This is a genomic window from Cyclobacterium sp. L-R (assembly GCF_056859355.1).
In genome coordinates this window covers 39,585-65,022 of the sequence record NZ_JBSXOH010000091.1, presented here as the reverse complement: position 1 = coordinate 65,022, position 25,438 = coordinate 39,585, and the positions used below count along the sequence as shown (strand labels likewise).

The window sequence follows — 25,438 nt, the reverse complement described above, 5'->3', positions numbered from 1 at the left end:
CACTTTCGATGTATGAAATTATGATACCCAAAAACGTTTCTGAGGTTATGAGTCAAAGCTCTTTTCGCAGTAATAATCGATGAGGTAGTCCTGATAAATCCAAAAGAATTTACTGATATCAAAGAAGTTTAAAGGAGCCATGCTAAACTTTGATTTTATCTCACGCACCAACTCACCGTATTCTAAATAATCGGATGGCAATAAAGTCTTGTGGTGATAACTTTGAATTACTTTCAATGAATGTTTATTCCATAATGGAAAAAACATCGGGGCATGAACTGCACAATACCTGGATGCAAATGCTATGATTTCATTATCAATACCGCTATGCCCATTTTGAGCAATACCAATGGCAATTGAAAGGTCGCCTTTGGTCAGAGGTTCATCAATTTTTAGCCTTTCAATATGATCATGAAAGCCGCACATGATGAAATAATCAACCCTGTCATGATCGGCTACTGCCATAACCTTCTCTTTGATGACATCAATATCCTGATTACCGGGACGGTTTTTGATGAATTTGATGAGTTTTCTATCGGTAAGAAAGTAACCTCGAATTGCTTTTGTGTGATTAACATATTCCTCCATGACTCTCGGAATCATTCATTAATTACTTCCACAGTTTTAGGAGCCATAACTGCTTGACGCATAACTGTACCATACCATTGATTGAAAACCACACAGGCAGTCAGATCTCCGGTGACATTAACCGCAGTACGAAACATTCCTAATAATCGCTCCACACCGATTATGATGATAATACCTTCTGCCGGAATACCTGCACTGCCCAAGACGGATGCAAGAATTACAACTCCTCCTCCCGGAATGGCCGGTGTACCTATTGACGCAGCAACTATAGTTATAACCACAACGATAATATTAAGCAAACTCATTTCCAGCCCGTACGCCTGGGCAATGAACAAAGTGGTTATGGTTTGATAAAGAGCTGTGCCATCCATATTGACAGTTGCCCCGATAGGGATGATAAAATTACTGATCGCATGATCCACTTTTAATTCTTCTTCTGCTGTTTGCAACGAAAGAGGCATTACTGCAGCAGAACTGGTGGTGGAAAAAGCCAGGAGTTGAGCGTCTCTGATCTTTCCCAAGAATTTTAGCGGGTTCCTGCGGCCTAACAAACTCACCATCATCAGGTATATGCCTACTAAAATTAGTAAACCTGCCAAGACTACTATCACGTAATAACCTAGTCCGGCAAGGGAGCTTAGACCTACACTGGATGTAAGCTGAGCCATGAGACCAAAAACTGCTATGGGTACTAAAATCATGGCCCACTTAACTACTGTCATACAAATTTCCTGTACAGCACTCAGCAATAACTTCACAGGTTTCAGCAGATTATCTGGCAATGATAATACTGCCACTCCAATAATAATGGTAAAGATGACAATGCTCAACATTTCCCCGCTTACCATTGAGGCCAGCGGGTTTTCAGGCAGCAGATCGGTAATAATGCCCGGCATATCATTGATGTCAAACGATAATTCAGCATTTTCTTCGCCTGCCGACAGTACTGCTTCATGCTCGGCTGCTGCCTGTTCATGCAGGTAGCTGCCCGGTTTAAAAACGGTGGCAAGAAGGGTTCCTATACTCACGGAGATAATGGTGGTAGCCACAAAATAAAGTAAAACACCACCTCCCAGTTTTTTCAGGTTGTCTTTGTCATTACTGGCGATACCAGTAATGATAGAGGCCACGATTAACGGGATCATGATCATTTGCACGAGCTTAAGAAAGAGCATGCCGGGCAGGGCCAGCCAGTTACCTAAAACATCGGCAGTGGCTTTGCTCACCCATCCATTTTGTGGGCTTAAAAGAAGGCCAAAACCCACTCCTAAGAAAAGTGCAATGAGTACCTTTAACCAGAGCTTGCCTGCTACCAGTTTTTGAAGATAGGTATTAAGTGATTTGAGAGATTTTATTTCTGTATCAAACAAGCTCATTATATGATCCTCAAACTTTCATTTGTCTTTTTAATTGATCTCTCGGCACTTTCTTCTATCCCGGTCAATGCCCTGATCGCATCAATGGTCTCCGGGATTACGATGGCCTGGTTGTCCACTACATAGGCGTAATAGAGCTCATTACCTTCTACTTTTAGCATGTCTTGCCACAGTGCTACCTCATACATATCGCCCCAGGGTCGTCCCATATCCAGGTATCTTTCTTTGATCGTATTATTGGAAACCAACCCTTCGTTATAGCTCATCAACGTGATTCGTGTAGACGTCTGAAATGCCTCTATCACCTCCTTTTTATCAGCTTGTCGGGTAAGTCGCACATTCCAGTAATGTAGATGGCTCAGGGTTTGAGGAACTTTCACCGCCATAGTAACTACATCCAGCTCAGGGTCTACACTTTGCGCATCAGGTCCCTGATGGCTGGGGATGTCTTTTTCAGGTACCAGGGTATTCATGATGCCACCGATATGGCTTTCCCAGGGGTCGGTCGCTCTACGCAGCAAAGTGCCACGTGCACTCTCTAAGAGTCCGGCTCTTTTCAATGCAGAAAGTGTCCTGACAATTGAAGTGGTGTTACACGAAACTACCCGGGTACTGTCCCGGTTTAGGGCGGAAGCATAATTGTTTTCTGCGCTAAAGGAATGTCCGGTAGTTTCGTGTTTTTCACCTCCTTGAAGGATAAATTTGATTTCACGCTCTTTATACATCTGCACATTTTGGGCAGCTATCTTCTTGGGAGTACAATCCACTACTAAATCTGCTACATCTAAAAGGTCAGTCATGTTGCCTGCCGGGAAAATATCTACCTGCTCCATGTTGATTTTAGCTTCGGGAGTAGCAGCATAAATAGTGTATCCTTTGCTTACCGCTGCTTGAATGCGCCAATCACTGATTACATCACAAACTCCGGCCAATTCCATATCCTCTTGCAGTGCAATAGCATCAGCTACTCTTTTGCCGATTACACCATATCCGATAAGTGCTATTTTCTTTTTCATAATGTTATTGCGTTTTAATTTTGGTATGAATATTATTTATGTTGGATAATCCGAATACGATCAGTACAAAGCTTTGAGCGATCTCCATGATCACCAATATCCTGGCAGGATACGTTAAGGGTACGATGTCTCCGTAACCGATTGCCGCAAAAGTTACCACACTGAAATAGAAGAACTCAAATAAAAAGCTGAGATAACCCATGTTGTCCGAGGTGTTAAATCCCTGAAATGAGCCTGTATTGGCAGCAGCAATACAGCTATAATCTGCGGCATAGGAGAAGATAATCAACAGTACCAGTAACCCGAAAATCCAGAGCAATTGCCCAAAAGAATGACACTGGCGAATGGATTTATTTACCTGTTTGAAGGTAAAAAATGTAAAATATATAGTTTTGATCAGGGCAAATAAAACCATCAGGTAAGGCACCCAGCTTATTTTATGATCAACAAATTGCATGAGGTAGACATAAACGATGACCACCAAAGCCACCAGTATCACAGCCGGACTCAGGCGCTTGATCAGTTGTTTTAAGAAACTATCGTAGTCTATTTTGTATACCATTGTATATAAGTCAATTGTTCATTGCCGGTTTAGTTGTAGATTCTGTTCTGCCATACACACGAAGTATAATTGCACCAATGACACCGGCAAGCACTGAAGCAAACAAAATACTTAGCTTGGCAATGAATGTATATTCCTCTTTTTGGAATGCCAATTCAGTGATGAATAGTGACATGGTAAAGCCTATTCCGGCTATCATGGCTACTCCCGAAAGGTGTCTCCAGGAAATTCCTTCTTGTAACTCGGCCAGCTTAAATTTCACCAAAAGCCAGCTTACTCCTAAGATACCGGTAAACTTGCCAACCAAAAGCCCGAAACCTATCCCCAGGCTAATGGGATGACTTAAAATTTCTACTAAATTTCCATGAATGTGAATCCCGGTATTGACCAGGGCAAATAAGGGCAGAATAAAAAACCCTACAATAGGTGCCAGGTGATGCTCTATTTTTTGCAAGGGAGTTTCAGCATCATCTGATTTTTGCTTGATCTCTTCCAGAATACTGAGTTGTTTTTCTGAAATGAAGTTACCCTTAATAGGAGTTGCCTCTAAGAATTGCAAATGAAGTTTTTGGAGATTTTTTAAGTAATCTTCTTCCTTGATCTTAACCTTACCGGGAATGGTGAAAGCAGTGAGAATGCCTGCAATGGTTGGATGTACCCCGGAGAAAAAAAATGCCAACCAAACCCCACCGATCCCAATGAGTGCATAAAACCAGGCTTTGCGAACGCCAATGTAATTACCTCCTACCAACACAAGTAGGAATAATACACCGTGAAGCAAATCAATATATGAAATTCCGGAAGTGTAAAAAATAGCAATAATCAGTACGGCACCGAGATCGTCTACTATGGCAAGTGCCACCAAAAATACTTTGAGCCCGATAGGTACACGATCTCCAAAAAAAGAAAGCACTCCAATGGCAAAGGCTATGTCTGTGGCCATTGGGATTCCCCAACCGTGCTCGGTAGCAACATTGAAGTTGAAAATAAGATAAATGGCTGCCGGAACTACCATGCCGCCAATAGCTGCTCCGATAGGCAAAATAGCTTTTCTGAAAGAAGACAGTTTTCCTCCTATAATTTCCCTTTTCAACTCCAGGCCTACCTGTAAGAAGAAGATCGCCATTAAGCCATCATTTACCCAAAGTAATAGTGACTCTGACAAAGCAAATTCCCCAACCAAGAGCGAGATTTCAGTGTGAATAAAGTTTTGATATACTTCCCCGAATGGGGAATTAGCCCAGATCATGGCTACCAGTACAGCCAGAAAAATGGCAATCCCTGAAGCTGATTGGTTCTTTACCAGATTATTCAAAGAGTTGTTTAGGCGGGTAATCATTTGGACTCCTCCTTTTCTAAGTCCTTGTTTTTGTACTCCTGGATGATTAGCCGATTGCCTTTGTCATAGGTGAAATAATTCCACACCCAGTTCAGTGCTACCATCAGCTTATTTCGGAAACCGCTAATGGAAAAAAGATGTACTACCGACCATAACAACCAGGCGATATACCCACCAAACCGAAATTTACCCAGATCGGCTACCGCCCTTCTTTTACCGACAGTGGCCAGTGACCCTTTATCCAGATAACGAAATGGTTTTGAATATTCTCTACCCGCAATTCTGTACTTAATCACTTCACCCAGATACTTACCCTGTTGGATGGCCACCTGTGCCACCTGAGGATGGCCTTTGGGTGTTCTTTGGCTGACTACTGCAGCTATATCGCCAATGGCAAAAATATTGGTGTATCCTTTTACCAGCAGGGTGTTATTCACTTGAAGCCTGTTTCCCCGAACAATACTTTCTTCTCCAATACCTTCAGGAAAATCTCCTGTTACCCCGGCAGTCCAGATCAGATTCCTAGCGTAGAGTTTCTTTCCTGAATTTGTTGAGACAGCCGATCCATCATAATGTTCTACTGCTTCCTCAAGCATAACCTGTACGCCCAGCCGGGTCAAATATTTCAGTGCCTTTTCTGAAGCTTTGTCAGACATGGATGCCAGCAATTGATCACCTGCCTCCAGCAGATAGATATCCATTATTTCGGAGGAGTATTCCGGATAATCTCCCGGTAATATATATTTCTTGAATTCTGCAAGGGCACCTGCCATTTCAACCCCGGCAGGGCCTCCACCCACTATAATAAAATTGGTGAGAATGTCTTTTTCATGTTCATCACAGGTGATAGCTGCCTGCTCCAGGTTCTGGATCATGGTATGGCGAATATTCAGGGAATCCTGAATGCTTTTCATGCCCAAGCTCCACTTTTCAATATCGGTCAAGCCAAAAAAATTGGTTTTAGTCCCAGTGGCTATAACCAGGAAATCATAGTCAATGATACCTTTATTGGTTAATACCCGGTTTTGTTTTGCTTCTATTTGCTGAACTGTGGCGTACCTGAATATTGTATTTTTATTACCACTGATTTGTTTGCGAAATGGGAATACGATGCTATCCGGCTCCAGGCCACTGGTAGCCACCTGATAAAATAGTGGCTGGAATTGATGAAAGTTATGTCTATCAACCAGCACAACCTGTATCCTACTTCTCTTTAATGCCTTAGCAAGAGCAAGTCCCGCAAAGCCTCCTCCAATAATGACAAGCCGGGGCATATTGGTTTCCGGTAAGCAAACCATCTCATCTGTATTACAATATTCATTCATAAACATGCATTTTTAAAGGGTGTTCTTGCAATTTTTGCCAGTACAGATGCTCAAACAGGCTTGACAAATACATGCCAAAGGTGAAAGCAAATAGAAGTTCTTCCAGGGGTACTCCCAATATGAGTATATGCGTCAAAGCATCCAGGTTCCAGTAGAGGTTCACATACTCGGGGAAAAATGGTAAGATGCTACCGAAATAAATAAAGTACAACAGGGTAAATAGAAAACCACCGATCCATATCTTGCCTTTAAGATCAGGGCGACAGTATAAGGTGGCAATTGCACCGGTAAACATGGCTATAATGCCACAATAAATATGGTTTAAGCTGGTGAAATAAGCCAGGATGAGAAATACTACCGGAGGAACAAACAAGATATACCGATGCATCCGATGGCGTCTATGCGTGCGTTCTGATGGGTGCATTTCAACGGTTACTTTTTTAAAAACCAACTGATATAGCACTGACCCTATGCCCCCAATCGCAAACGAAAAGATCAGGCTTTCAATATCAAAACCTGTGCTTTTAGCTAAATCAAAAAGTGAAGGAGGATTCCAATATTGAGGAACAAATAATGGTTCTGTCAGGCCAAAAGGCATAGTGATGAGGCTCATTTTGAGCATCACCTTTCTATAATCTTTTCTAAATAAAAAGATCATTCCCCATACTGCAAGAATGATCAAAGACCAAATCAGCCATACATAGTCTATCATCCTTACTAAATCATCGGTATTTTTTATTAAAAGATATATTGTAGACCGTAGCTATGAGTGCGCCAAATAACCAGCCCAGTATGAACATTTCTACCAGTCCGATGAGTGCTTCGGTCCAGGGTACGTCCATTCTGATGATGGGGCTGGTGTCAAGTCCGTGGAGCAAACTGTTAAAAAACAGGATGGTACCTTCACGGCCTACAGTGGCCATCAGTATAATACAGCCCAAGTAGAATACCACACCTGCTACCCCCCAAGCCAATGCGAATTTTTTAATGTTGATGTGTTGCATGATCGTTTTCGTTTTTGGATTGATTTTGCTGGCTTCCGTCATGTCCAGAATGGTCTCCATGACTTCCCAACATAAATAGGTGGCCCACAAAAAATACAATGATGAAAATAAATAGCGAGTTAGTTCCATTAAAGCCGAAAACCGGCAATAAGAAGAGCAGCAGGAAGATGCCCAGGCATCCAACCAGCATCCATATCATATGATTATTTCTCATAGTTTAGTTTTTTAGTGGTGACCAGGATGAATATCTACTCCCATATTTTTTTTATTTCTCATCATTGTTTCTTTGTCCATCATGCCTTCTTTGTGCATCATGTCCATCATCTGTCCCATCATATTGGGTTTACCTTTCATCGTGGTCATCATGTGGGCACACATGGACGAATCCGAGTCAGCCATGTTCATCATTTTGGTCATCATACTATGCATCATATCAGGCTTATCTTTCATCATAGTCGTCATTTGATCATTGTCCGACATCATCGCATTCATCATCTGCTCATTGCCTTTCATCATCATTTGGGTATGATCATCCTCCATCATTTTGGTCATCAATTGTTCAGCGTATTCATGATCGGAAATGATGGTATTAAATATTTCATTTCGGGTGTCATCATTCTCTAACATTGTGCTTACGTCCTGTTGCTGACAGGCAGATAAAGCCGCTATCAGTAAAGTGAGTGTCACCACTGTTTTTAACATATTTTTCATATCGTTATCGGTTAAGGTTAATACTTAGTATAGGTATATCGGCATGGTTTGCCAGGTTTTCGGTAATGCTCTTTCCTATCAGGTTAAAAAAGCCGGTCCTCCCATGTGTAGTTAATGCAATAAGGTCAGCATTTACAGATTCGGAAAACTTTAGAATGCCGCGTTCTTCATTTAGCGAATTGTAGATGTTGGTGGTGCAGGTTCCTCCGCGAGGACAGGTTTCATGAAAAGCATGCATTTTCTCAAGGCTCCTGTCCGTCTCCTCAAATGAAAACGGCACATTGACATAAAGAAGATGCATATTGGATTCGTTGAGATCAGCGAACTTCACCACTGTCTTGAAAGGTTCTTTGACATCTTCTTCAAAATTGGATGCAAAAACCACATTGTTAACGGGCCACTTAGACTTTTCTTTGATGATCAAAACGGGTACAGTAGCATCTCTTAGTACCTTTTGCGCATTCGATCCGATAAACATTTCTTTTGCACCCGATGCACCATGCGAACCCATGACGACAAAATCATGATGGTGGAATGGGATATGTTTGAGAATTTCCTCTCTACCCACATCAAATACGAGAAACTGTTTGCCCTTCAAACCTTTGGTTTCCACTTTATTTACCAGCTTATTAAGCTCGCTCTTCGCATGCCCGATTTCCTTTAATGTTTCGGGAAATCGCTGCTCCTTCTCCTTATCAAGTTTAACCCACGGCACAGGCGTGATTTGTAGGTGCAAAAAATGAATTTCCGCACCTGATTTTTCTGCTATGGCAATGGCAATATCTGCCGCTCGATTAGCTGTTTCTGAAAAGTCGGTAGGTACTAAAATATTTTTCATAAGTCTCTGTTCTCCAAGTCGGGTTCTAATGATTTTACTTTGACCATCTCACTAACCTCTGTGATATAAATAATGCCGTCCCCTGAGTGGGCTGTTTTTCCATTTTGATGTATAATCTCTAGTGCTGTCTTCACTTCCTTATCTGGTAAAACAACTTCCAGTTTTGCTATTTTAGCATGTGAAAATGGGTGCCTCAAAGACGGAAAATCCTTGCGCTCATCCGTGTAGTGCCCTGTTCCCTCTCCTTCAAAGACGGTTAGGCAACAAATTCCTTCTTGACGCAAATGATTTACAATATCAGGTAATCGATTCGGCCTGACGAAAGCTTTTATTTCCTTCATTTTAACAAGGTCTTTTTTATGTCTTCATATTCTTCTTTACTGATTTCTCCTTTAGCGTACCTCTTTTTCAAAAGATCCAATGGAGTTTCCTTTTTCGTTTTTTGCCCTGGTATTTCCCAGGGCGTTGCAAAAATCCAAACGATAAAAATCACCCAAATCACCCACCAGATGATGTGCATACCGCCATAATGTCCTTCAAACCAATGCATAATATTTATTTTTAAATTTTATTAACTTTTAAAATTACAGTATCAAGCCACTAAGGACTTGCACTTATTCAAATTTAGCATATTGCCCCGCTCTCTTTTTTTGAAATCTTGACTTTGATGTATGATATTCTGCTATCAAAACATCAATAGCTTAGTGGTTATAATCACCCAGGATCATAACTGTACCCATACCTACTACCCTCAATCCGGCCATTACAGGAACCCTTCATTTACCACGAAAAAGTCCGGGTCTGCCCCCTAGAGCCATACTGAATTTTTCAGGATTCTTCTTAAATACCTGGAGACATTCTTCACTGTTGAAGTAATACATCTCATCATTATTTGAATACAGAAGTGCTGCATTTACGTCAACGCTATTCTCACAAACAGGATCAGCATGTTTCTTAGATGTCTGGTGATGATGACCCACCGAGCAGGAGGTATTTATGATCATTGTAAACCACGCCAAAGTATATAATATTGCTTTTCTTAAGGTTAACATGACCTATACATTTTGTAAGACATCGAGTAATTTCTGGCGAGTATTCAAAGCCACTATTTCAAGTTCTTCATTGGCAATTGCCTGCATAGAGCTTATCGGGTCTACAACTGACACCTCGATATGACCATCCATAAGATCCTGCACAAACACATTACAGGGTAACATGGTGCCTATTTTATCTTCGGCCTTTAATGCTTTAAATGCGTACTCGGGATTACATGTCCCTAATATCTTGTAGGTATTAAAATCAATGTTAAGTTTGTGTTTCATAGTTTCCTGAACATCGATCTCGGTTAATACTCCAAAACCCTCTCTGCCCAATTCTTTAACCACATGATCTACTACATCCTGAAAAGAACTGTTTTTAACAAGTTTACTGTGATAATACTCCATGAAAAATCTTAATAAATTATAGTGTTAGATCTAATACCAACTGGTGAATATGTACTTTAATATTTTTGCTTTCCGAAAGCCTGTTTTGAAGAAATTCTGCACTAACCTCAAATGTTAACCCAAGCACACATTTGAGGTGTGACCCTCCTTCAATATGTTCCAGGGAACCTATTCCACTTATTGGCAGATCTGACGTTTTATAGTTAAGGGTTGCCCTAAACTCAAAAGTTTTAGGTGAATGCTTGCCTGTATCTATCTTATCTTCACCTTCACCACTTTTTGTGATGTTCAGCTGCCCCGCCAATATAATTTTAGCATCCTCCATAGAGGAAATGACGCGTCCAGAGAATCTACACCGGAATACAAAGAATTGGCGGGAAGGGTCATTTTAAAACAAGCCTCTTTGTAACCCAGTTCTGCAATAGTTCTTGAGAATGCAGGTTGATTACAGAGTCACCAACTGGAACAATCAGCAACACACGGCCATTAGCTGTATGATATAAATCCTGAGCTTTTGCCATATTTACGCTAAAGAAAATCATACATATAATAGCCAATGTGTAAAGTATATTCCTTGTAAAAGAGTCATTTCCCCTTTATGACCGAAATGTTAAAATTGGTTTGATTCATAGCTTTTCTTTTTATTCAGTCTTTATCAAAAATAAGTGGATTAATGCATGATCTTTTTTCGAAATCTTGTCTTTATTGTATGAGAGTAAGGTTATCATTTTCAACCCATTTTTTCACCAGACCCATCTCTCAACTTGTCAGAAAGTCTCCTGAATAGTGCCTTGTTTTGAAGGTTACTATTGTCAATGAGTAGTCCTTTCAAACCATCTTTTGTTTCGATCCCATAAATAACAGACTTACCTGCTGCATCTTCATTTTCATCAAACCGGTAGAACTCTGAAATATTCAATTCCTCAATTTGAAAGCTGGCACACAGATCCTTACATTCCAGGCAATCTTCCTTCCTGTTGAAATTATAGGTGTAGCCTTTTTCTCTTAAGTCGCCCAGTGCTTCAGATAAGTTCTTGTAGTACCGGTTCTCGTTTTTCATTACTTCTTTATAATCAGATACAGAAAGACCGGTAACACGCTTAAATTGACTGGATAGGTAATGGACGGAACTGTATCCGAGCTTAACAGCAATCTCACTTAAGTTCAGTTCATCATACTTTATCAGTTCTTTCACCCTGTCCACTCTTTTGTTTATGTAGTAGGTCTCTATCGTAAGCCCCTCAATTTTTGAAAAAAGCTTGCTAAGAAAATTGTAGTTTTTACCTATTTCGTGTGCCAGAAAATCAGACAACATCACCTCTTTGGTAGATTTTTCAAGGATTTCTATATAGTGTTGAATTCCAAGCTTAATCTGTTCCATCAGGACTTCTTCTTTGTCTTCAAGAAGTTCAAATCCATACGAATTTAATCTGCTGGCTATTTTTTCCTTGCTAAGATTATCTGGCACTTGGATAGCAACATACCCAAGCCGTATCGTTGAAATTAATGCTCCAAGTTCCTCTAATTCATTTTGTACAACCAAAATACATCTTGGGCATACCATATTTTTTATATTAAGAATTAATGTTTTCATCTGTTCAATGGGTTAAACTGAAAATATGCAATCGCCAATATTACTCGTGCTTAAATCACATTAAATCAACAAATTCCTTGCTGTTTTCCTGTGATTGCAATGCCGCTCCATTCAATACTAGGAAGGCTATTACGAATACGATTGCATAATTCGAGTTAATCTTTTTCTAATTCTGAATAGAATCCAGTGATCGCGAAAGTCTATAACCGGTCAAAATTATATTTTTCATTCACAAATGAATGTTTTTAACGATAACTTAAGGCCGAAAATACTTTGCTCTGCATAGAAAAAACGGTTAAGAATAATTGAATAAATTTAAAAATGACGGCAAAGTTTCCGAAACAGGATAACGCAGACTTCACCACCTACTTAACAGATGAATGCTAATTGAGGAAGGATTGAATAAAAATACGAATATGGATACCACTTAAAGGTGGGGGCAGATTCGTAAATAAAAATGGAAGTAATTGTTGATTAAAGGTTTTTTCTTTAAAATTTATTGCAAAAACCTGATAAAACATGTGAAAGACAGGAGTCTCCACAGGCAGTTCTCTTATCTCATATTTGATCAACGAAGCATATAGGTTTTTCACTTCTTCGTCACAGCACTCGTCTTCCTCGCTACCATCATCTGGCTGACTATCTTCGTGATGATGATCATTAGCCACATCATATTGCTCATGCTCCTGGTCTTTTATAGAATGATGATCCGCTTCTTTAACAAAAGTAGGGTAATTTCCCCAAGAAATTAATCCAAAATCACAAAGGGCATCGCAAACAAACACACTTATAAACCCAGCAAGAAGCAGGGTTATCACAATTTGTTTTATATTATGCAATTTCTTTATCAAAACCGTTGGGCATTAAATAATTATAGCATAAAGATCGTGAAAATCAGGTATAAATCAAAAGATGAAAATTATGTAAAAACATGATTATTGTCACTGTTTCGAAGCATTATCCTTCAATGACTATGACTTTCTTCTAAATCAAGGAAATTGCCTTGGGGTCCTACCGCTTCTATATGTACCAATTGAGCCCCATAATGACCTGCACGTGACACAGAATAGCCAGATACAATAAGAAAAAAGGCAACCACTACAACGGCCCAGCGTTTTTGTTTGAAGATAAACTGACTGATGATTTGTGTCACAAAACCAATTATACTTAAGTATATGGTCCAATCGGCCCATAAATCATGCTGTGCGAGCACTTGCTTGGCATGCAAGGTTAAATCATGGGTATGTGGGTGAAAAGTTCTTCCCGAAAGATAGGCTCCCAGTGCACCAAAAAAAACAAGCCCGGTGATTACCCAATCTATTTCTATTTTTAGAAAAAAAACATTCACAAAGGCCAAAATAGCACCAATTAATAATAATACTATAGGAAAATGAACCATGAGCGGATGCAGATTTGGGAAATCATTCAAACTCGCAGTTAGTTTTTTTTCCTCATTTAGGATAGTCTTCTCCTCTGGTGTATCTATAGAATGTGAATCGTTTACTAGCCTTTCAGCGTTGATGGTGTCTTGATGAGCATTTTCCTCATGCTGCTCGCCATCATGGGCCAAAACTGTAAAAAGCGTAAAAGTTAAAAATATTATGGTCCAAAACTTCTTCATATCTGTTGTATTTTATTTACTTATAAATATACCCTTTTTTATAAGTAAGCCCTTTACAAAATCCCATTTAAAATGTATAATATTACTACCTATCTACGACTACCTGGCATTTATTTGGATTCACTTGCCCATCTTAAAATTTCTTCAATATAAGCTCCTTGATCCACTCTCAATCCATTTAAATTACCCTCTTTTATACTACTGGTCTAGGCCCCTTTAAAAGGACAATTTGAGAAGAAAGCTGTAATTTTCAATACATTTCTATTTGATTAAGATGCCAACCATCACTTTTTAATAAATTCTGAAGTTGTTTTCTACGTTTCTTTACCGAATCTTCTCCTTCATTTTCACTATTGCTTTGAACTTTAGGAATAAATGCCTCCCCCATTGAACTTAAATAATTATCAATAGCCTGATTGAGAGGTTTCAGTTTATTTAATGGTTGAGTAGGATCATTTTGAAGGGAGGTAAGCATTGCATTTAGCTCCCACAAGCCAACCGAAAAAGAAGCTTTTTTATCTAAACTATAAAAGTAATTCACCACAGGGTAGGCCAAATGATTCTGATTATGTTGGTTGATCCTATTTCTTATGTTATCTGTGTTTTCATATAAGCAGTTTATCCTTTCATCATAATTATCAAGCCCCATTATGTCGGTAATAGAATGTGCAAGTGACCTTTTAAAAATAACAGCAGAAGACACAGAGATAAGATAGGTCATAGCAGTGGTGATAAAAATAAATCCGGAAAAAGGAAAGAATGCAATAACTATTTGCCAAGTAGACGAACCAGGCTTAAAGTCTCCATTGCCCATAGTAGAAAGTACGTACCCACTGTAGTAAAATTTATCTGAAATAGAAGCCATTTCATGAGTAGAAGTGTTCACAACTGAATCGCTATCGCTTACAAGAAGTAAAAAAAAACCAAGCCACAACCCACCAATCCACCATATAATAAGAGAGAGAATTACCGAAACCCCAGAATAATTAAGCACTTCCCTATTCTTCAGCAAACGGCTTAATTTTAGAAATACTGTCGATATTAGGGCTGATATCATCGATGAAACAAAACCTGCTCCACTTATGGATAGAACTGTAATGAAAAAATCCCATATAATTATTAATAGAAGCAAAGTTGCCAAAAACAGTAAAATAGTGTTCATTCTCGTTAAATTCTATTTTTATGTTAAGCAATGTACTCAATGGTTTCAAATGTCGAGTTTATAATTTGTTAGCATAATACATCATTATCCAAAGGATATATTTCGCTTAATAAAACTGTTTCCCGCTCATTCAACTTTCTAGCAATCATAGCTTTGGAAATTTGTTGGATATTTGTGATTCCTGTGGCTATCAATATTTCCTTCAATCCATCAATGGTGTTTTTGTGATAATTAGCCACTTTTTGCTTTTTATCACTGACTACAAGTGAAGCTACCCGACCAGCATTCATTGTAGTGATCCCTGTAGGACAGGTATTAAGGTTACACTTCAGTGATTGTACACATCCAAGAGCAAACATCATTCCCCTTGCACTGTAGCATGCATCTGCGCCAAGTGCAAAAACCTTAAATATATCAAAAGAGGAAATGATTTTTCCACCAACAAATAATTTTATTTCCTTTCTTAGACCATAGCTAATCAATGTTTGGTTGGCCAAGTGTAGGGCTCCATCTAAGGGTGAACCAACCCATTGAAGTGAGTCAAGATTTGCTGCTCCAGAACCACCTTCCCCACCATCTATCGTGATAAAATCAGGAAATTTACTTTGTTTTGAAAAGGCTTCTATCATAGACTTGAAATCAGATTCTCTTCCTATGCAGAGCTTAATTCCAATAGGTTTTCCCTTAGATAAATGTCGACGTTTGTCCAAAAACCTGATTAACTCATCATTTGTTGAAAAAGAACTATGGTAGGCAGGAGAATAAATTTCTGTATGTGCTTTAATTCCCCGGTATTTGGCTATTTCATCAGTGTTCTTTTTAGCTGGTAAAATGGCACCAAAACCCGGCTTAGCGCCCTGTGAGATTTTTACTTCAATCATTTTAACAAATTCATTTTGACAAATCTGTTCAAACTTTTCATCATCAAAGTCTCCATTTTCATCCCGGCAGCCAAAATATCCAGTACCAAACTGGAAGATGAGATCTGCCCCATATTTATTATGGTAGGCTGTTAGACCTCCTTCTCCTGTGTTCTGAGCGAAACCACCAATTTTTGCACCACCATTTAAAGCAAGCGTTGCGTTTTTACTTATAGAGCCATAACTCATCCCTCCAATGTTTAGAATACTACATAGATAGGGTTTTTCACAGAGTGAACTGCCTACATTTATTTTAAAATTCTCTTCAACATTCTGTTTTGGATATTGCGAATGAAGGATCCACTCCCGTCCAAATTTCTTGTATGAAATTTGGGTACCAAAAGGTTGGCTTACCACTGTAATGGAAGCACGCTTGTATACTAATTCCTTTTGAATCCAATTAAAGGGTTTTCCTTCAGTTCTATTTAGAAGCAATACTTCCTGCAATACATGTCTTTGTTTTTCGAGGAAATTAGATAGTCTTCCGAACAATGGGTAAGTTCTTCGAATGGTATCGCCCCTTTGAAAGAAATCAATAGTCCCTAAAATAATAAGGGGTACAAATAAAAGTGCGAGCCACCAATGATAGGGCTTCCAAATAATTAAAATGCCAATAATCAGCAGGACAAAAATGGTAGTAGGAATAAAATATTTTCTCATGGGTCTAATTATCAATTTTCTCTATTATTGCTATTCGTTTTTAAAAACCATTTCTCATAAAAGAAAACTAAAAGCAGGAAAATCATAGCTACAGCAATTAAAAATAAATCGGTATTACCTTTGTTCCATATAAAAGCACTTAACACCACAAAGTCCAAGACTATTGTTGTTAAAAGAATGGCTCCATTTGCTTTAATTTCTTTCCTTAAGTGTTTAAATACGCCCCATTGAATAATTACATCCATAATCAGGTACAAAATTGCCCCTAAAGAGGCAATACGACTCAGATCAAAAAAGATAGTGAGCACGATAGCTATTACCACAGTATAAACCAACATGTGTTGCTGGACGTTACCAGGCATCCCAAAGTGACGATGAGGAATCAGTTTCATGCTTGTTAACATTGCTGTCATCCTGGAAATCGCAAAAATATTAGCCAATACACTAGATACGGTAGCGATAATGGCAATCCCCACGGTAAACCACAAGCCATACTTTCCAAATGCAGGTTTTGATGCTTCCGCCAAAGAGTAATCTTTCGCCTCAATTATTTTTGGAACCGAAAGGTTTATGGATACTGCAAAGGCTACCAACAAATAAACCACTGTGCAAATTATGAGTGAAATCACTATGGCCCTACCTACATTTTTGTGTGGTTTTACAATTTCTTCTCCACTATTTGTAATGGTGGTAAAACCTGCATAGGAAAGAATGGCTAAGGCCAATGCACCCAAGTAGTTAATCGTTGAATAATCGTTTGAAACACCTTTTGGTACAGCTTCTGAGAGTGAAAAGCCTGCTACCCATAATCCCCCTACAGCAAAAATAACGATACCACCAATTTTAACAATGGCCATAATGAAGGAGACCCTATCGACTACTTTATTACCTAATATATTGATAATAAATACAATCACTAACAAGGAAACCCCTAAGGTAGGGATCCATGGGCTATTTTTACCCACATCAAATAACTGAAGTGTGTAAGAACCGAAAGTTCTAGCTACCAAGCTTTGGTTGATAATCATTGCAAATGCCATTAAAAGAGCAGCAAATGCAGTTGTTAATCCTTTTCCATAGGCTTTATTGAGGTACATGGCGATTCCACCTGCTGAGGGATAGGCGTTTGACAATTTAATATAAGCATAAGCACTTAAACCCGAAATAATTGCGCCTACCAAAAATATGAAGGGGAACAATGCACCGGATAGTTCCGCCACCTGCCCCAATAAGGCAAAAATGGCTGCTCCAATCATAACCCCAGTTCCAAGCGAGATAGCTCCTGTGAGTGATAGGCTGTTCTTTTTATATTTTCCCATAATTAAATTGACAACTTATTTATGTTCCAATTGTAGAGGGAATCCCAGTGTAAACCAGTCATGCATTTCTCCTCTGTAGTTCAATATTTTATCGGGAGGATTGCCTGCTATTCAGTAAGGTTTTGTGTTTCTTTTTGAAGGGAACCTTCAAACTTAGGCAAGGGTCTATTTTTCTTTTCCGCTTCTGTTGCTACTACCCCATTTTTTCGGATATCGTTAATCAACCATTGCATTTCCATAATTTCCCTACGTTGTGCTTTAATGATTTCATCAGCGAGTTTCCTTACTCTTACATCCTCTATTTGAGCACGCTCACTTGTCAAAATAGCAATTGAATGATGCGGAATCATTCCTTCCATATAGTCTACCTCAGTGACGGTGACCTGACTTCTTACCAATCCTATACCACCGATAATAAATACAATGCCCAACCCGATTATTGCTATGTTTGCCCCTCGGTTTTGATACATATTCAACATATACAAGAGCATTATGATAATCATGGCTCCAGTCATTATTATCGTCATAAAAAGCCTTGTTTCGCTAAACCAGAAATGATCAATAATCTGGTAAGAATGGGTGTACATTAAAAAGAACATGGCCACCATTGATGTAGCAATCATTGCAAAAAACTTAAAATAATTGCTGTTTTGATTTTGACTATTTTCCATCTTTTTAAAATTTTAGAGTTTAATTAATTTAAAATATAATAAATTCGTTAAAACCTCATCGATAATCCTCCACCAGCACCAAAGCGATTGTCATAACTACCCATAAGTGAAAAATTTCTGGATAGAAAATATTCCACACCGGCAGACCAGGTTGTTTCTCCTCTATAATTAATTGGTTCATTGGTGCCTTCCTTGGTGAGTGTGTTTACCCAACCAAAATCGGCCTGATATTCGTAGTTACCAAAAATCACCGTACGAGGAAAAACCATGATTTCCCGGTTTATTCTTATCCCTGGACGAAGCAAATTATCCATTCTGACATCCAAATTGAACATGTATGGTGTGAAAAAACGTATTCCAGCAACTGCTGTAGTAGAGAGTTCATCAAGACTGTTCGCTATTTCATTCTCCATATTAACCCCAGCAAACACGCGAAAATAATCGTACAAATAGCGTTCATACGTAAATTCCAACTCCATATTTTGGTTGTAGCCAAACTCAGCAGCCAGATTGAACTGATTTCTTATATTTGAAGCTACTAAATTGAGTTCAGTCATATGAGAAGCAACATCCACCATACCCCATTTGTAAAACTGATCTGTTTCATGAATAAGTTTAGAAACAGGAAACTCGGCCATTCTTGAGTCTCTCGGTGTATCGTAACTATAAATACGTGCCATGCCACCCATCATGTGATACAGTACGTGGCAGTGAAAAAACCAATCACCGTATTCATTGGCATCAAATTCTATTACCATTTTTCCCATGGGAGGCACATTCACCGTATGTTTTAAGGGAGAATACTCTCCATTCTCATTAATTACGCGGAAAAAATGGCCATGCAGGTGCATAGGGTGATGCATCATGGTGAGGTTGTTTAGGGTTATACGTGTTACCTGACCTTTTTCAATTTTAATTTTATCAGCTTCTGCTAAAGGCACGCCATTCATGCTCCAGATGTATCTCCACATATTACCCGTTAAATTTAACAGTACTTCTTTAACTGGTTTATCATCCTCAAAGTCTGTTTTCGCAGCAGATTTCAGGTAGTCATAATTGTATTCAGAAAACATATTCATACCTTCCATCGGATCTTCTGTTACAGACTTATCCATGACCATGCTCTTTTCATGATTCATTTTGGAATGATCCGTATCTTCCTTATCTGGTCTCATTTCCATTCCTTCACCTTCTCTCTTATTATGCTTCATATTAGAATGATCCATGCTTTTCATATCCATTTCATCATCCATCTGCATACCCCAATTATCCATCATTTGGTAAGGTTCCTCATTCCCTGAATTAAATTTCATGGCAGGAGCACCCATACGCATATCCATTTTAGCCATATTCATCATCATCAATATTTTATCTGGTCTTTCGACCACTGGTGCAGAAAGTATTTCTCCCTGCCCCAGGTATGCTGTGGAGTAACCAGAACCATCCTGCGCCATGGCCCTAAACTCTATTTTACCTTTTTGAGGTATCGTAACGATAAAATCATAGGTTTCAGCAATTGCAATAAATGTCTTATTATGCTCAATGGGCTCCACGTTTAATCCATCTGCAGCTACCAATAGTGGATCCTTACCTCCAAAAGTCATCCAGAATTGGGAAGAAGCAGAGCCATTTATGATGCGTAGACGTACTTTATCTCCAGGTTCAAATTGAGGATATTCCTGAACTTCCTGCCCATTGTTTAGAAAAGCCGGGTAATATATATCTGCTATATCGGCACTTTCCATACGTTGCTTCCAGAAATTGAGCTGAGCCCCAAAACCTCCTCTTGCAATGACCTGATTTAATGGGGTAGCAGTCCCTTTTTTAATATTGTACCATTCATTGCCTCGTTTAAGGTTTCTCAATACGTTCATTGGCTTTTGATTGGTCCAATCAGAGAGCACCATAACTAATTCTTTATCATATTCTAAGGTTTCCTCAATGGGATCTATAATTATGGAACCATACACGCCACTTTGCTCTTGCAGCATAGTGTGGCTATGGTACCAGTAAGTGCCAGATTGTATTAGTGGAAACTCATATTTTTGAGTTTCACCAGGTTTAATGGGCGGAGTGGTAAGATAGGGCACCCCATCATAAAAGTTAGGCAATAACAGACCATGCCAGTGAACTGATGTTTCCACATCCATTTCATTTTTCACATAAATCACGGCATAACCACCTTCCTTAAACCTGAGGTTTGGTCCGGGAATATCACCATTGACCGTCATTCCCTTGATTTCCTTTCCAGCCTTATTAACTAGTTCCTGTTTAATAGTCAGGTTATAAACTGAAGTATCTGATTGTGCTGTTACAGCTACCCCTGATAGTAAGAGTAAAATTGTTAAAGCAAGGCTGCGTTGTAATGGCATAATTAATTTTTTTATTCTTTTAGTTATACAATAAGGTTTTCAGTAAATCAATAATCATTCCTTTATTCAATTTTAAAGATGTAAATGAATCAATCTTTCCTTATATTTTTTATGATATTTTGATTTAAATGTATAAAATTTTATCTTTTTTTTAAAAATTAGTTTTTTGGCAAACCTTCCCGAGAATTAGAATCAGTTCCTCTGCTTTTTTTATACGCACTAATAGAAAAACCAGTAACTTTTTTGAATTGGTTAGATAAATAATGAACGCTGCTGTACCCCAATTTTATGGCAATTTCGGAAACATTAAGCTGACCATATTCCAGAAACTCTTTTACTTTTTCAATGCGAATATGGATATAATATTTCTCCAGGGTATAACCTATTTCTTTAGTGAACACTTTGCTGAGGTAATTGTAATTCTTACCAATTCTTGATGAAATGTATGCTGATAATTTTATATTATTTTTAGGTTTTTTTTGCACGAGCTTCAGGTAATCCAATACTGCGATTTTGATCTGCTCTATTAAAATTGTCTTCTTGTCATAAATAAGTTCAAATCCAAACTTTTTTATTCTTAAATCGATTTCTTCCAGTGAGACGGTAGCCGATATTATCACTTCGGCACAACCCAACCTAACAGAGTGTATATCAATATCAAAAACCTCCAATTCATTTTTGACAACCAAAATGCAGCTTGGAGAAACCATATTTTTTATATGGAGCTTGGTTATCATATTATTTAAAATAAGACCGCATGTTTTTTTCAGAAATGAAATAGTAAACCCCTTTATCCTGACCAGGCCTTAGTGTTATAAATGCATTTGCTTTATTTACTTTTTCACCCGAAAAAGGATCTGTAGCGTACCGAACATTATCGGAGTTCTCTTGGATTTTACTTTTACACATTTGGCAGCAGCCATAGTAAGTTTTACCTTCTGCTTCAACAGGAATTTGTTCTACTCCCATAAAGGCATCATTCACCATGCAAACCAGTTCCCTAGGTATTTGCTCATTTTCATTCACACCCACCGGAATTTGATTAAACGCATTTGAAAATTGCCAGAAAAGGCCTCCCATGATTAAAAGGCCAAATCCAGAAAGTATTATTATTGATTGTCTGTCCATAATTGAAAAGATTTATGGTATCTGTGGGAATGCAATGACCATCATCTGATTGATGAAATAACTGCAACCTTTCCCACAGGGTTTGAGATTTAATTGATCGTTTCCTTCACACTTCCACATTTCAACATTTTGTCACCGAAATAAGGATTTTTGATCTCCTTCTCATTTGATAACCAAAAAGCACCGGTGTTTCCATTGGCCATCGGGCAATACTCCAGGTATATTTCACCCATTGAGAGTGTACTGGCTTTAACCAATGTTGTCATTTCATTACTTAACACGGCAAAGGCTTTTCGCTGCTCATCCAGGATAGAAGCCGAAGCTACCTTACCTGCTTCGGCCTGTGCAGATTTAGTATTCCCTAAGGAAGCCAAAGACTTTTGAAGCTTATCAGCAGCCCCTTTAGCTTCATCCGGATGAGATGCTACCAATGCTTCTTTGGGGTGAATATAATGGCCGTAAGCTTTGCTCATCGCTTCATCTTTGAACATTGGATCCATCTGTTGTCCATCGGATTGTTTACCATGCCCTGCATGATCGTGTTGTGCCAAGGCCCCGAAGGTTGCGAAAGCCAGAGCCATCATTAGAACTGCCTTTTTTCTCATTACATTTTTCATATTATTGATTTTTAAAGGTTAAACATTTGTAGAATGGCTATCCCGACCACTATAAGAATGACGATTCCCCAGATGATCCGAAAACCCTAATTTTCTTTCCGTTTTGCAACATTCATTTGATTTTTTCGTCTGGTTTTGTTGATATGTATAGAACTAGTGGCGAGCAGTAGTTTCCAGAGTATGATTTTTAGGTTATTAGTCGTTTCCATCATTGTTGATCTGAGTCAAAAATTCTGTCAATTGCTTTTTTTCTTGTTCATTCAGGTATGCCTCAGGGTGCATCCAAAGGTATTCCTTCAGAGGCATCTCTCCATCTCGTATTTGCGAAATCATAGAGCGGATCTTTTCTCTTTTCATCCGGTCAGAATACTCCTGAAAGGTGGAAAAGTTGAGCTCTTCCTTACCTTCATCTATGTGCTTTTGAAGGAACCAAGCCAAAGGACGAACCCTGCCATACCAAGGATAATCGGTATTCTTGCTATGACAGTCATAGCAAGAAGCCCTTATCATATTTCGGATGTCAACAGGAGCTCCTACTGACTGGAAAAAGTCCGTTTCTGGTAGTTCATCACTTTGATTTTTGGGCACGGGAATAAACTGCATTCCCACACCCACTATCAAAATGGCTATTAATACTTTTTTCAGCATGGTTTAAAGGTTGATGACCTCTTCTACCTTACCACACTGGAGCATCTTTGAGCCAAACAATGGATTTCTGATTTCTTCCGATGCGCTCAGCCACATTCCTCCTTTGTGGTCATTGTACATTGGGCAATATTGCTGGTAAAGCTTGCGATCGGTTCCGGTAAAGGCGATGAGATCTTTCATGTCTTTACCAAGTGCTTCGAAATGCTCTCGCTGGTGATCAATTTCGCTTTCAGCTATGTGCTCACCATGATTTTTTGCCACGTCTATGATCTCCTTGGCTTCTGCCGTTTGATCTTCTGCCACCTGGCTCATGTTCATTTCGCCCAAAGCATTGGCAAGTGTTTTACCTGCGGAAGCGGCTGTTTCCTGATCGTCATTGACCAGTGCGTCTTTGATGGAGAGGTAAGCCTCAATTACCGCGCTTACATCTGCGTTTTTGTCTGCCGAAGATGCTTCTTCCTCCATCGCTGTCTGTTCAGATTTTGCAGTGGTTGTTTGCTCGGCTTTTTCTTCTGATTTGTTGGATGATCCACAGCTTGCAAGAACTGCTGCGATACCAAGTGTTAAGATTACATTTTTCATAATAATTGATTTTTAAAGATTAAACATTTGAATGATGGCCACACCGATTACCAGGAGAATCACAATCCCCCAGATGATCCGAGAAAACCATATTTTTAATTTTGATGGGGGCTTTTCATCCTCCGTTTTACAACATTCTTTCATTTAATTGTTGATTTCACTTCACCACAAGTAAGCATGGCCTCTCCGAAATACGGATTGCGAATCTCCTCTTCGGTGCTTAGCCAGTTAGCTCCTTTATTATTATCCGCCATAGGACAAAACTGGACATATAGGGTTTGGTCCAATGGGTTGAAAGCTTTGGTCAAATCAATCATCCCTTCAGACACCTGTTGGAATGCTTTACGCACAGCCTCAATATCTTTCAAATGCTGTACGTGTTGCAAGGCATTTTTCAAATCACTGCTATGGTCCATCCACGCATTATGTGATGCTCCGGTAAAAATTGACATATTCACTGCATCCAGTTTTGCTTTCAACTCATTAGCCGCACTCTGAGCCTCAGCTAAATTATCAGCCACTAGTGCATCCTTGAAATTCAGGTATTCCTCATAAAGAGGCTTTAATGCATCTTTAGCTTTTTGGTTGATTGAAACAGATTTTACTTCCGCTTTTTTTCCAGGTGTGGAGGTTGAAGAAGAAGCCGACATCTCCATACCCCCATGATTATGGCCTGTCATGGCCGGGCCACCTTCAGGGTTCATCATGCTCGGTTTCCCTGCCAGTTGAGCCGCTGCGTCTATACTGAAGGTACCATTCACGGCTATTTCCTCACCTTCCTCCAGGCCACTCTCCACAATAAAGCTGTCACCTAAACCCGGCCCAAGCGTTACATCACGCATCATGAAACTTACTCCACTGCCGGAGGTATTTTTCACATAGACTACAGAGCGTTTACCCGTCCACATTACGGCTGTTTTCGGAACGATAACATTGTTGGACTTTTTCGGCAATGTAGCTTCTACCGTACCGGATGCAAACATTTCAGGTTTTAGCTGATTGTCTTTATTGGGTACTTCCACCCGGGCCTTGGCTACCCGGGTTTTTGGATTAATTACCGGATCTAAAAAGCTTATCTTGCTTTCAAACGTTTGGCCCGGGAGTGATTGAACTGTAAACCGCACCTGGTCTCCCTTATTTATCCAGGGCATATCCGACTCATACACATCAAACAGCACCCATACGCGTGATAAATTTGCAATCTCATAAATAGGTTCCCCTCGCTTGATGTAGTCACCCACATTAACATTTTTGCTCAACACATAGCCTGAAATGTCTGCCGTAATTGGAAATTCATCGGAAGGGGTACCACTTTCTAATATTTTATCTATCTGACCGTCTGAAAGCTTCCAGTTTTTGAGTTTTGCCCGGGCTGATTTAAATAATTGTGGTTGTGTATCTTTGATTTTTTGCGCTTCAAACAATTCCTCCTGAGCAGTAACTAAATCAGGCGAATAGATATAGGCAATTACCTGTCCCCTGCGCACATATTCACCTGTGAAGTTAACATTCAGTCGTTCAATTCTACCTGGAATGTGACTGGATTGAGAGGAAACAAGCCGCTCATCTTCCTGTACCTTCCCGTTTAATCTAACTGTTTTCACTGGATCCATGGTACCCACAGTGGCAGTTCTAATATCAGCTAGTTGCATGGCGGTAGGCGACATACTTACTGCCATTGGGTCAAGTACTTCATCCTGATCATCCTCCAAAGGAATGAGGTCCATTCCACAAATAGGACAGTCTCCGGGTTCACTCTGACGGATCTGTGGGTGCATAGAGCAGGTCCATACGGTCTCTCCGGCTATTTCTGTCGTGTGCTGGTGCTCATCATCCATTTTACTCTCAGATGATGAACCACCAAAAATCAACCAACCCAGCAATAACCCTATTGCCAGTGTTGACAGTGCTATGATTATTATTTTTTTATTCGTATTCAT

29 protein-coding genes are annotated in these 25,438 nt (G+C 39.3%); all 29 read right to left on the bottom strand.

The window, feature by feature from the left end; translation table 11 throughout:
* Window positions 1-45: 45 nt before the first annotated feature.
* The 29 genes from AC13EX_RS18740 to AC13EX_RS18600 all read right to left on the bottom strand — a co-directional run bounded on the left by AC13EX_RS18740 (window position 46) and on the right by AC13EX_RS18600 (window position 25,438).
* Window positions 46-603, bottom strand: coding sequence for a hypothetical protein (locus AC13EX_RS18740; protein ID WP_482893873.1), 558 nt, complete (start codon window positions 601-603; stop codon window positions 46-48).
* Window positions 600-1,964, bottom strand: coding sequence for a dicarboxylate/amino acid:cation symporter (locus tag AC13EX_RS18735; protein WP_482893872.1), 1,365 nt, complete (start codon window positions 1,962-1,964; stop codon window positions 600-602). The genes AC13EX_RS18740 and AC13EX_RS18735 overlap by 4 nt, the downstream gene beginning before the upstream one ends.
* Entirely contained in the window at window positions 1,964-2,980 is a 1,017-nt protein-coding gene (locus AC13EX_RS18730) for a type II glyceraldehyde-3-phosphate dehydrogenase (RefSeq protein ID WP_482893871.1), read from the bottom strand. Before AC13EX_RS18730 ends, AC13EX_RS18735 begins: the two co-directional genes overlap by 1 nt.
* 4 nt (window positions 2,981-2,984) lie before the next feature.
* On the bottom strand, window positions 2,985-3,542 hold the full coding sequence (locus AC13EX_RS18725; RefSeq protein WP_482893870.1) for an ion channel: 558 nt from the start codon (window positions 3,540-3,542) through the stop codon (window positions 2,985-2,987).
* Window positions 3,543-3,552: 10 nt separating this feature from the next.
* Window positions 3,553-4,857: a Na+/H+ antiporter NhaA gene (nhaA, locus tag AC13EX_RS18720; protein ID WP_482893869.1), complete on the bottom strand. Its 1,305-nt coding sequence runs from the start codon at window positions 4,855-4,857 to the stop codon at window positions 3,553-3,555.
* Between the two features lie 20 nt (window positions 4,858-4,877).
* The gene (locus tag AC13EX_RS18715) at window positions 4,878-6,206 is read right to left on the bottom strand and encodes an NAD(P)/FAD-dependent oxidoreductase (RefSeq protein WP_014022538.1); all 1,329 of its coding nucleotides are present in this window, start codon (window positions 6,204-6,206) and stop codon (window positions 4,878-4,880) included.
* Window positions 6,199-6,918, bottom strand: coding sequence for a lycopene cyclase domain-containing protein (locus AC13EX_RS18710; protein WP_014022539.1), 720 nt, complete (start codon window positions 6,916-6,918; stop codon window positions 6,199-6,201). The genes AC13EX_RS18715 and AC13EX_RS18710 overlap by 8 nt, the downstream gene beginning before the upstream one ends.
* A gap of 10 nt (window positions 6,919-6,928) precedes the next feature.
* The gene (locus tag AC13EX_RS18705) at window positions 6,929-7,270 is read right to left on the bottom strand and encodes a DUF5676 family membrane protein (RefSeq protein ID WP_244874476.1); all 342 of its coding nucleotides are present in this window, start codon (window positions 7,268-7,270) and stop codon (window positions 6,929-6,931) included.
* 165 nt (window positions 7,271-7,435) lie between these two features.
* Entirely contained in the window at window positions 7,436-7,921 is a 486-nt protein-coding gene (locus AC13EX_RS18700) for a hypothetical protein (protein ID WP_014022542.1), read from the bottom strand.
* Between the two features lie 4 nt (window positions 7,922-7,925).
* On the bottom strand, window positions 7,926-8,759 hold the full coding sequence (locus AC13EX_RS18695; protein WP_014022543.1) for a universal stress protein: 834 nt from the start codon (window positions 8,757-8,759) through the stop codon (window positions 7,926-7,928).
* Window positions 8,756-9,100 carry a P-II family nitrogen regulator gene (locus AC13EX_RS18690; RefSeq protein WP_014022544.1) on the bottom strand — a complete coding sequence of 115 codons (345 nt, stop codon included), beginning with the start codon at window positions 9,098-9,100 and terminating at the stop codon, window positions 8,756-8,758. Before AC13EX_RS18690 ends, AC13EX_RS18695 begins: the two co-directional genes overlap by 4 nt.
* Window positions 9,097-9,309 (bottom strand): SHOCT domain-containing protein, encoded by a 213-nt coding sequence (locus AC13EX_RS18685; RefSeq protein WP_014022545.1) that lies wholly within the window; start codon window positions 9,307-9,309, stop codon window positions 9,097-9,099. The genes AC13EX_RS18690 and AC13EX_RS18685 overlap by 4 nt, the downstream gene beginning before the upstream one ends.
* Before the next feature lie 226 nt (window positions 9,310-9,535).
* Window positions 9,536-9,763, bottom strand: coding sequence for a YHS domain-containing protein (locus AC13EX_RS18680; RefSeq protein ID WP_157466845.1), 228 nt, complete (start codon window positions 9,761-9,763; stop codon window positions 9,536-9,538).
* 51 nt (window positions 9,764-9,814) lie between these two features.
* Window positions 9,815-10,204, bottom strand: a complete 390-nt coding sequence (locus AC13EX_RS18675; protein WP_014022547.1) for a DUF302 domain-containing protein — start codon at window positions 10,202-10,204, stop codon at window positions 9,815-9,817.
* Window positions 10,205-10,220: 16 nt separating this feature from the next.
* The gene (locus tag AC13EX_RS18670; protein WP_014022548.1) at window positions 10,221-10,529 is read right to left on the bottom strand and encodes a hypothetical protein; all 309 of its coding nucleotides are present in this window, start codon (window positions 10,527-10,529) and stop codon (window positions 10,221-10,223) included.
* Between the two features lie 405 nt (window positions 10,530-10,934).
* Window positions 10,935-11,798, bottom strand: a complete 864-nt coding sequence (locus AC13EX_RS18665) for a helix-turn-helix domain-containing protein (protein WP_014022549.1) — start codon at window positions 11,796-11,798, stop codon at window positions 10,935-10,937.
* 383 nt (window positions 11,799-12,181) lie between these two features.
* Window positions 12,182-12,616 carry a hypothetical protein gene (locus AC13EX_RS18660; protein ID WP_339714102.1) on the bottom strand — a complete coding sequence of 145 codons (435 nt, stop codon included), beginning with the start codon at window positions 12,614-12,616 and terminating at the stop codon, window positions 12,182-12,184.
* 146 nt (window positions 12,617-12,762) lie between these two features.
* Window positions 12,763-13,419, bottom strand: coding sequence for a DUF2231 domain-containing protein (locus AC13EX_RS18655; protein ID WP_014022551.1), 657 nt, complete (start codon window positions 13,417-13,419; stop codon window positions 12,763-12,765).
* 250 nt (window positions 13,420-13,669) lie between these two features.
* Window positions 13,670-14,581, bottom strand: coding sequence for an ion channel (locus AC13EX_RS18650; protein WP_482893868.1), 912 nt, complete (start codon window positions 14,579-14,581; stop codon window positions 13,670-13,672).
* 68 nt (window positions 14,582-14,649) lie between these two features.
* On the bottom strand, window positions 14,650-16,161 hold the full coding sequence (locus AC13EX_RS18645) for an FMN-binding glutamate synthase family protein (RefSeq protein ID WP_482893867.1): 1,512 nt from the start codon (window positions 16,159-16,161) through the stop codon (window positions 14,650-14,652).
* 11 nt (window positions 16,162-16,172) lie between these two features.
* On the bottom strand, window positions 16,173-17,480 hold the full coding sequence (locus AC13EX_RS18640) for an APC family permease (protein ID WP_149394680.1): 1,308 nt from the start codon (window positions 17,478-17,480) through the stop codon (window positions 16,173-16,175).
* A 107-nt stretch (window positions 17,481-17,587) separates the two neighbouring features.
* Window positions 17,588-18,151, bottom strand: coding sequence for a DUF305 domain-containing protein (locus AC13EX_RS18635; protein ID WP_149394679.1), 564 nt, complete (start codon window positions 18,149-18,151; stop codon window positions 17,588-17,590).
* Between the two features lie 47 nt (window positions 18,152-18,198).
* A complete protein-coding gene (locus tag AC13EX_RS18630) occupies window positions 18,199-20,523 on the bottom strand; it encodes a multicopper oxidase domain-containing protein (protein ID WP_482893866.1) in 2,325 nt (774 codons plus the stop codon).
* 158 nt (window positions 20,524-20,681) lie between these two features.
* Complete coding sequence (locus tag AC13EX_RS18625) at window positions 20,682-21,260, bottom strand: helix-turn-helix domain-containing protein (RefSeq protein WP_482893865.1); 579 nt, start codon at window positions 21,258-21,260, stop codon at window positions 20,682-20,684.
* Window position 21,261: 1 nt separating this feature from the next.
* The gene (locus AC13EX_RS18620) at window positions 21,262-21,651 is read right to left on the bottom strand and encodes a hypothetical protein (protein ID WP_482893864.1); all 390 of its coding nucleotides are present in this window, start codon (window positions 21,649-21,651) and stop codon (window positions 21,262-21,264) included.
* 89 nt (window positions 21,652-21,740) lie between these two features.
* Window positions 21,741-22,268, bottom strand: a complete 528-nt coding sequence (locus tag AC13EX_RS18615) for a DUF3347 domain-containing protein (RefSeq protein WP_482893863.1) — start codon at window positions 22,266-22,268, stop codon at window positions 21,741-21,743.
* 195 nt (window positions 22,269-22,463) lie between these two features.
* A complete protein-coding gene (locus AC13EX_RS18610; RefSeq protein WP_198249240.1) occupies window positions 22,464-22,916 on the bottom strand; it encodes a heme-binding domain-containing protein in 453 nt (150 codons plus the stop codon).
* 3 nt (window positions 22,917-22,919) lie between these two features.
* A complete protein-coding gene (locus tag AC13EX_RS18605) occupies window positions 22,920-23,498 on the bottom strand; it encodes a DUF3347 domain-containing protein (RefSeq protein ID WP_482893862.1) in 579 nt (192 codons plus the stop codon).
* A gap of 140 nt (window positions 23,499-23,638) precedes the next feature.
* Window positions 23,639-25,438, bottom strand: coding sequence for an efflux RND transporter periplasmic adaptor subunit (locus AC13EX_RS18600; protein ID WP_482893861.1), 1,800 nt, complete (start codon window positions 25,436-25,438; stop codon window positions 23,639-23,641).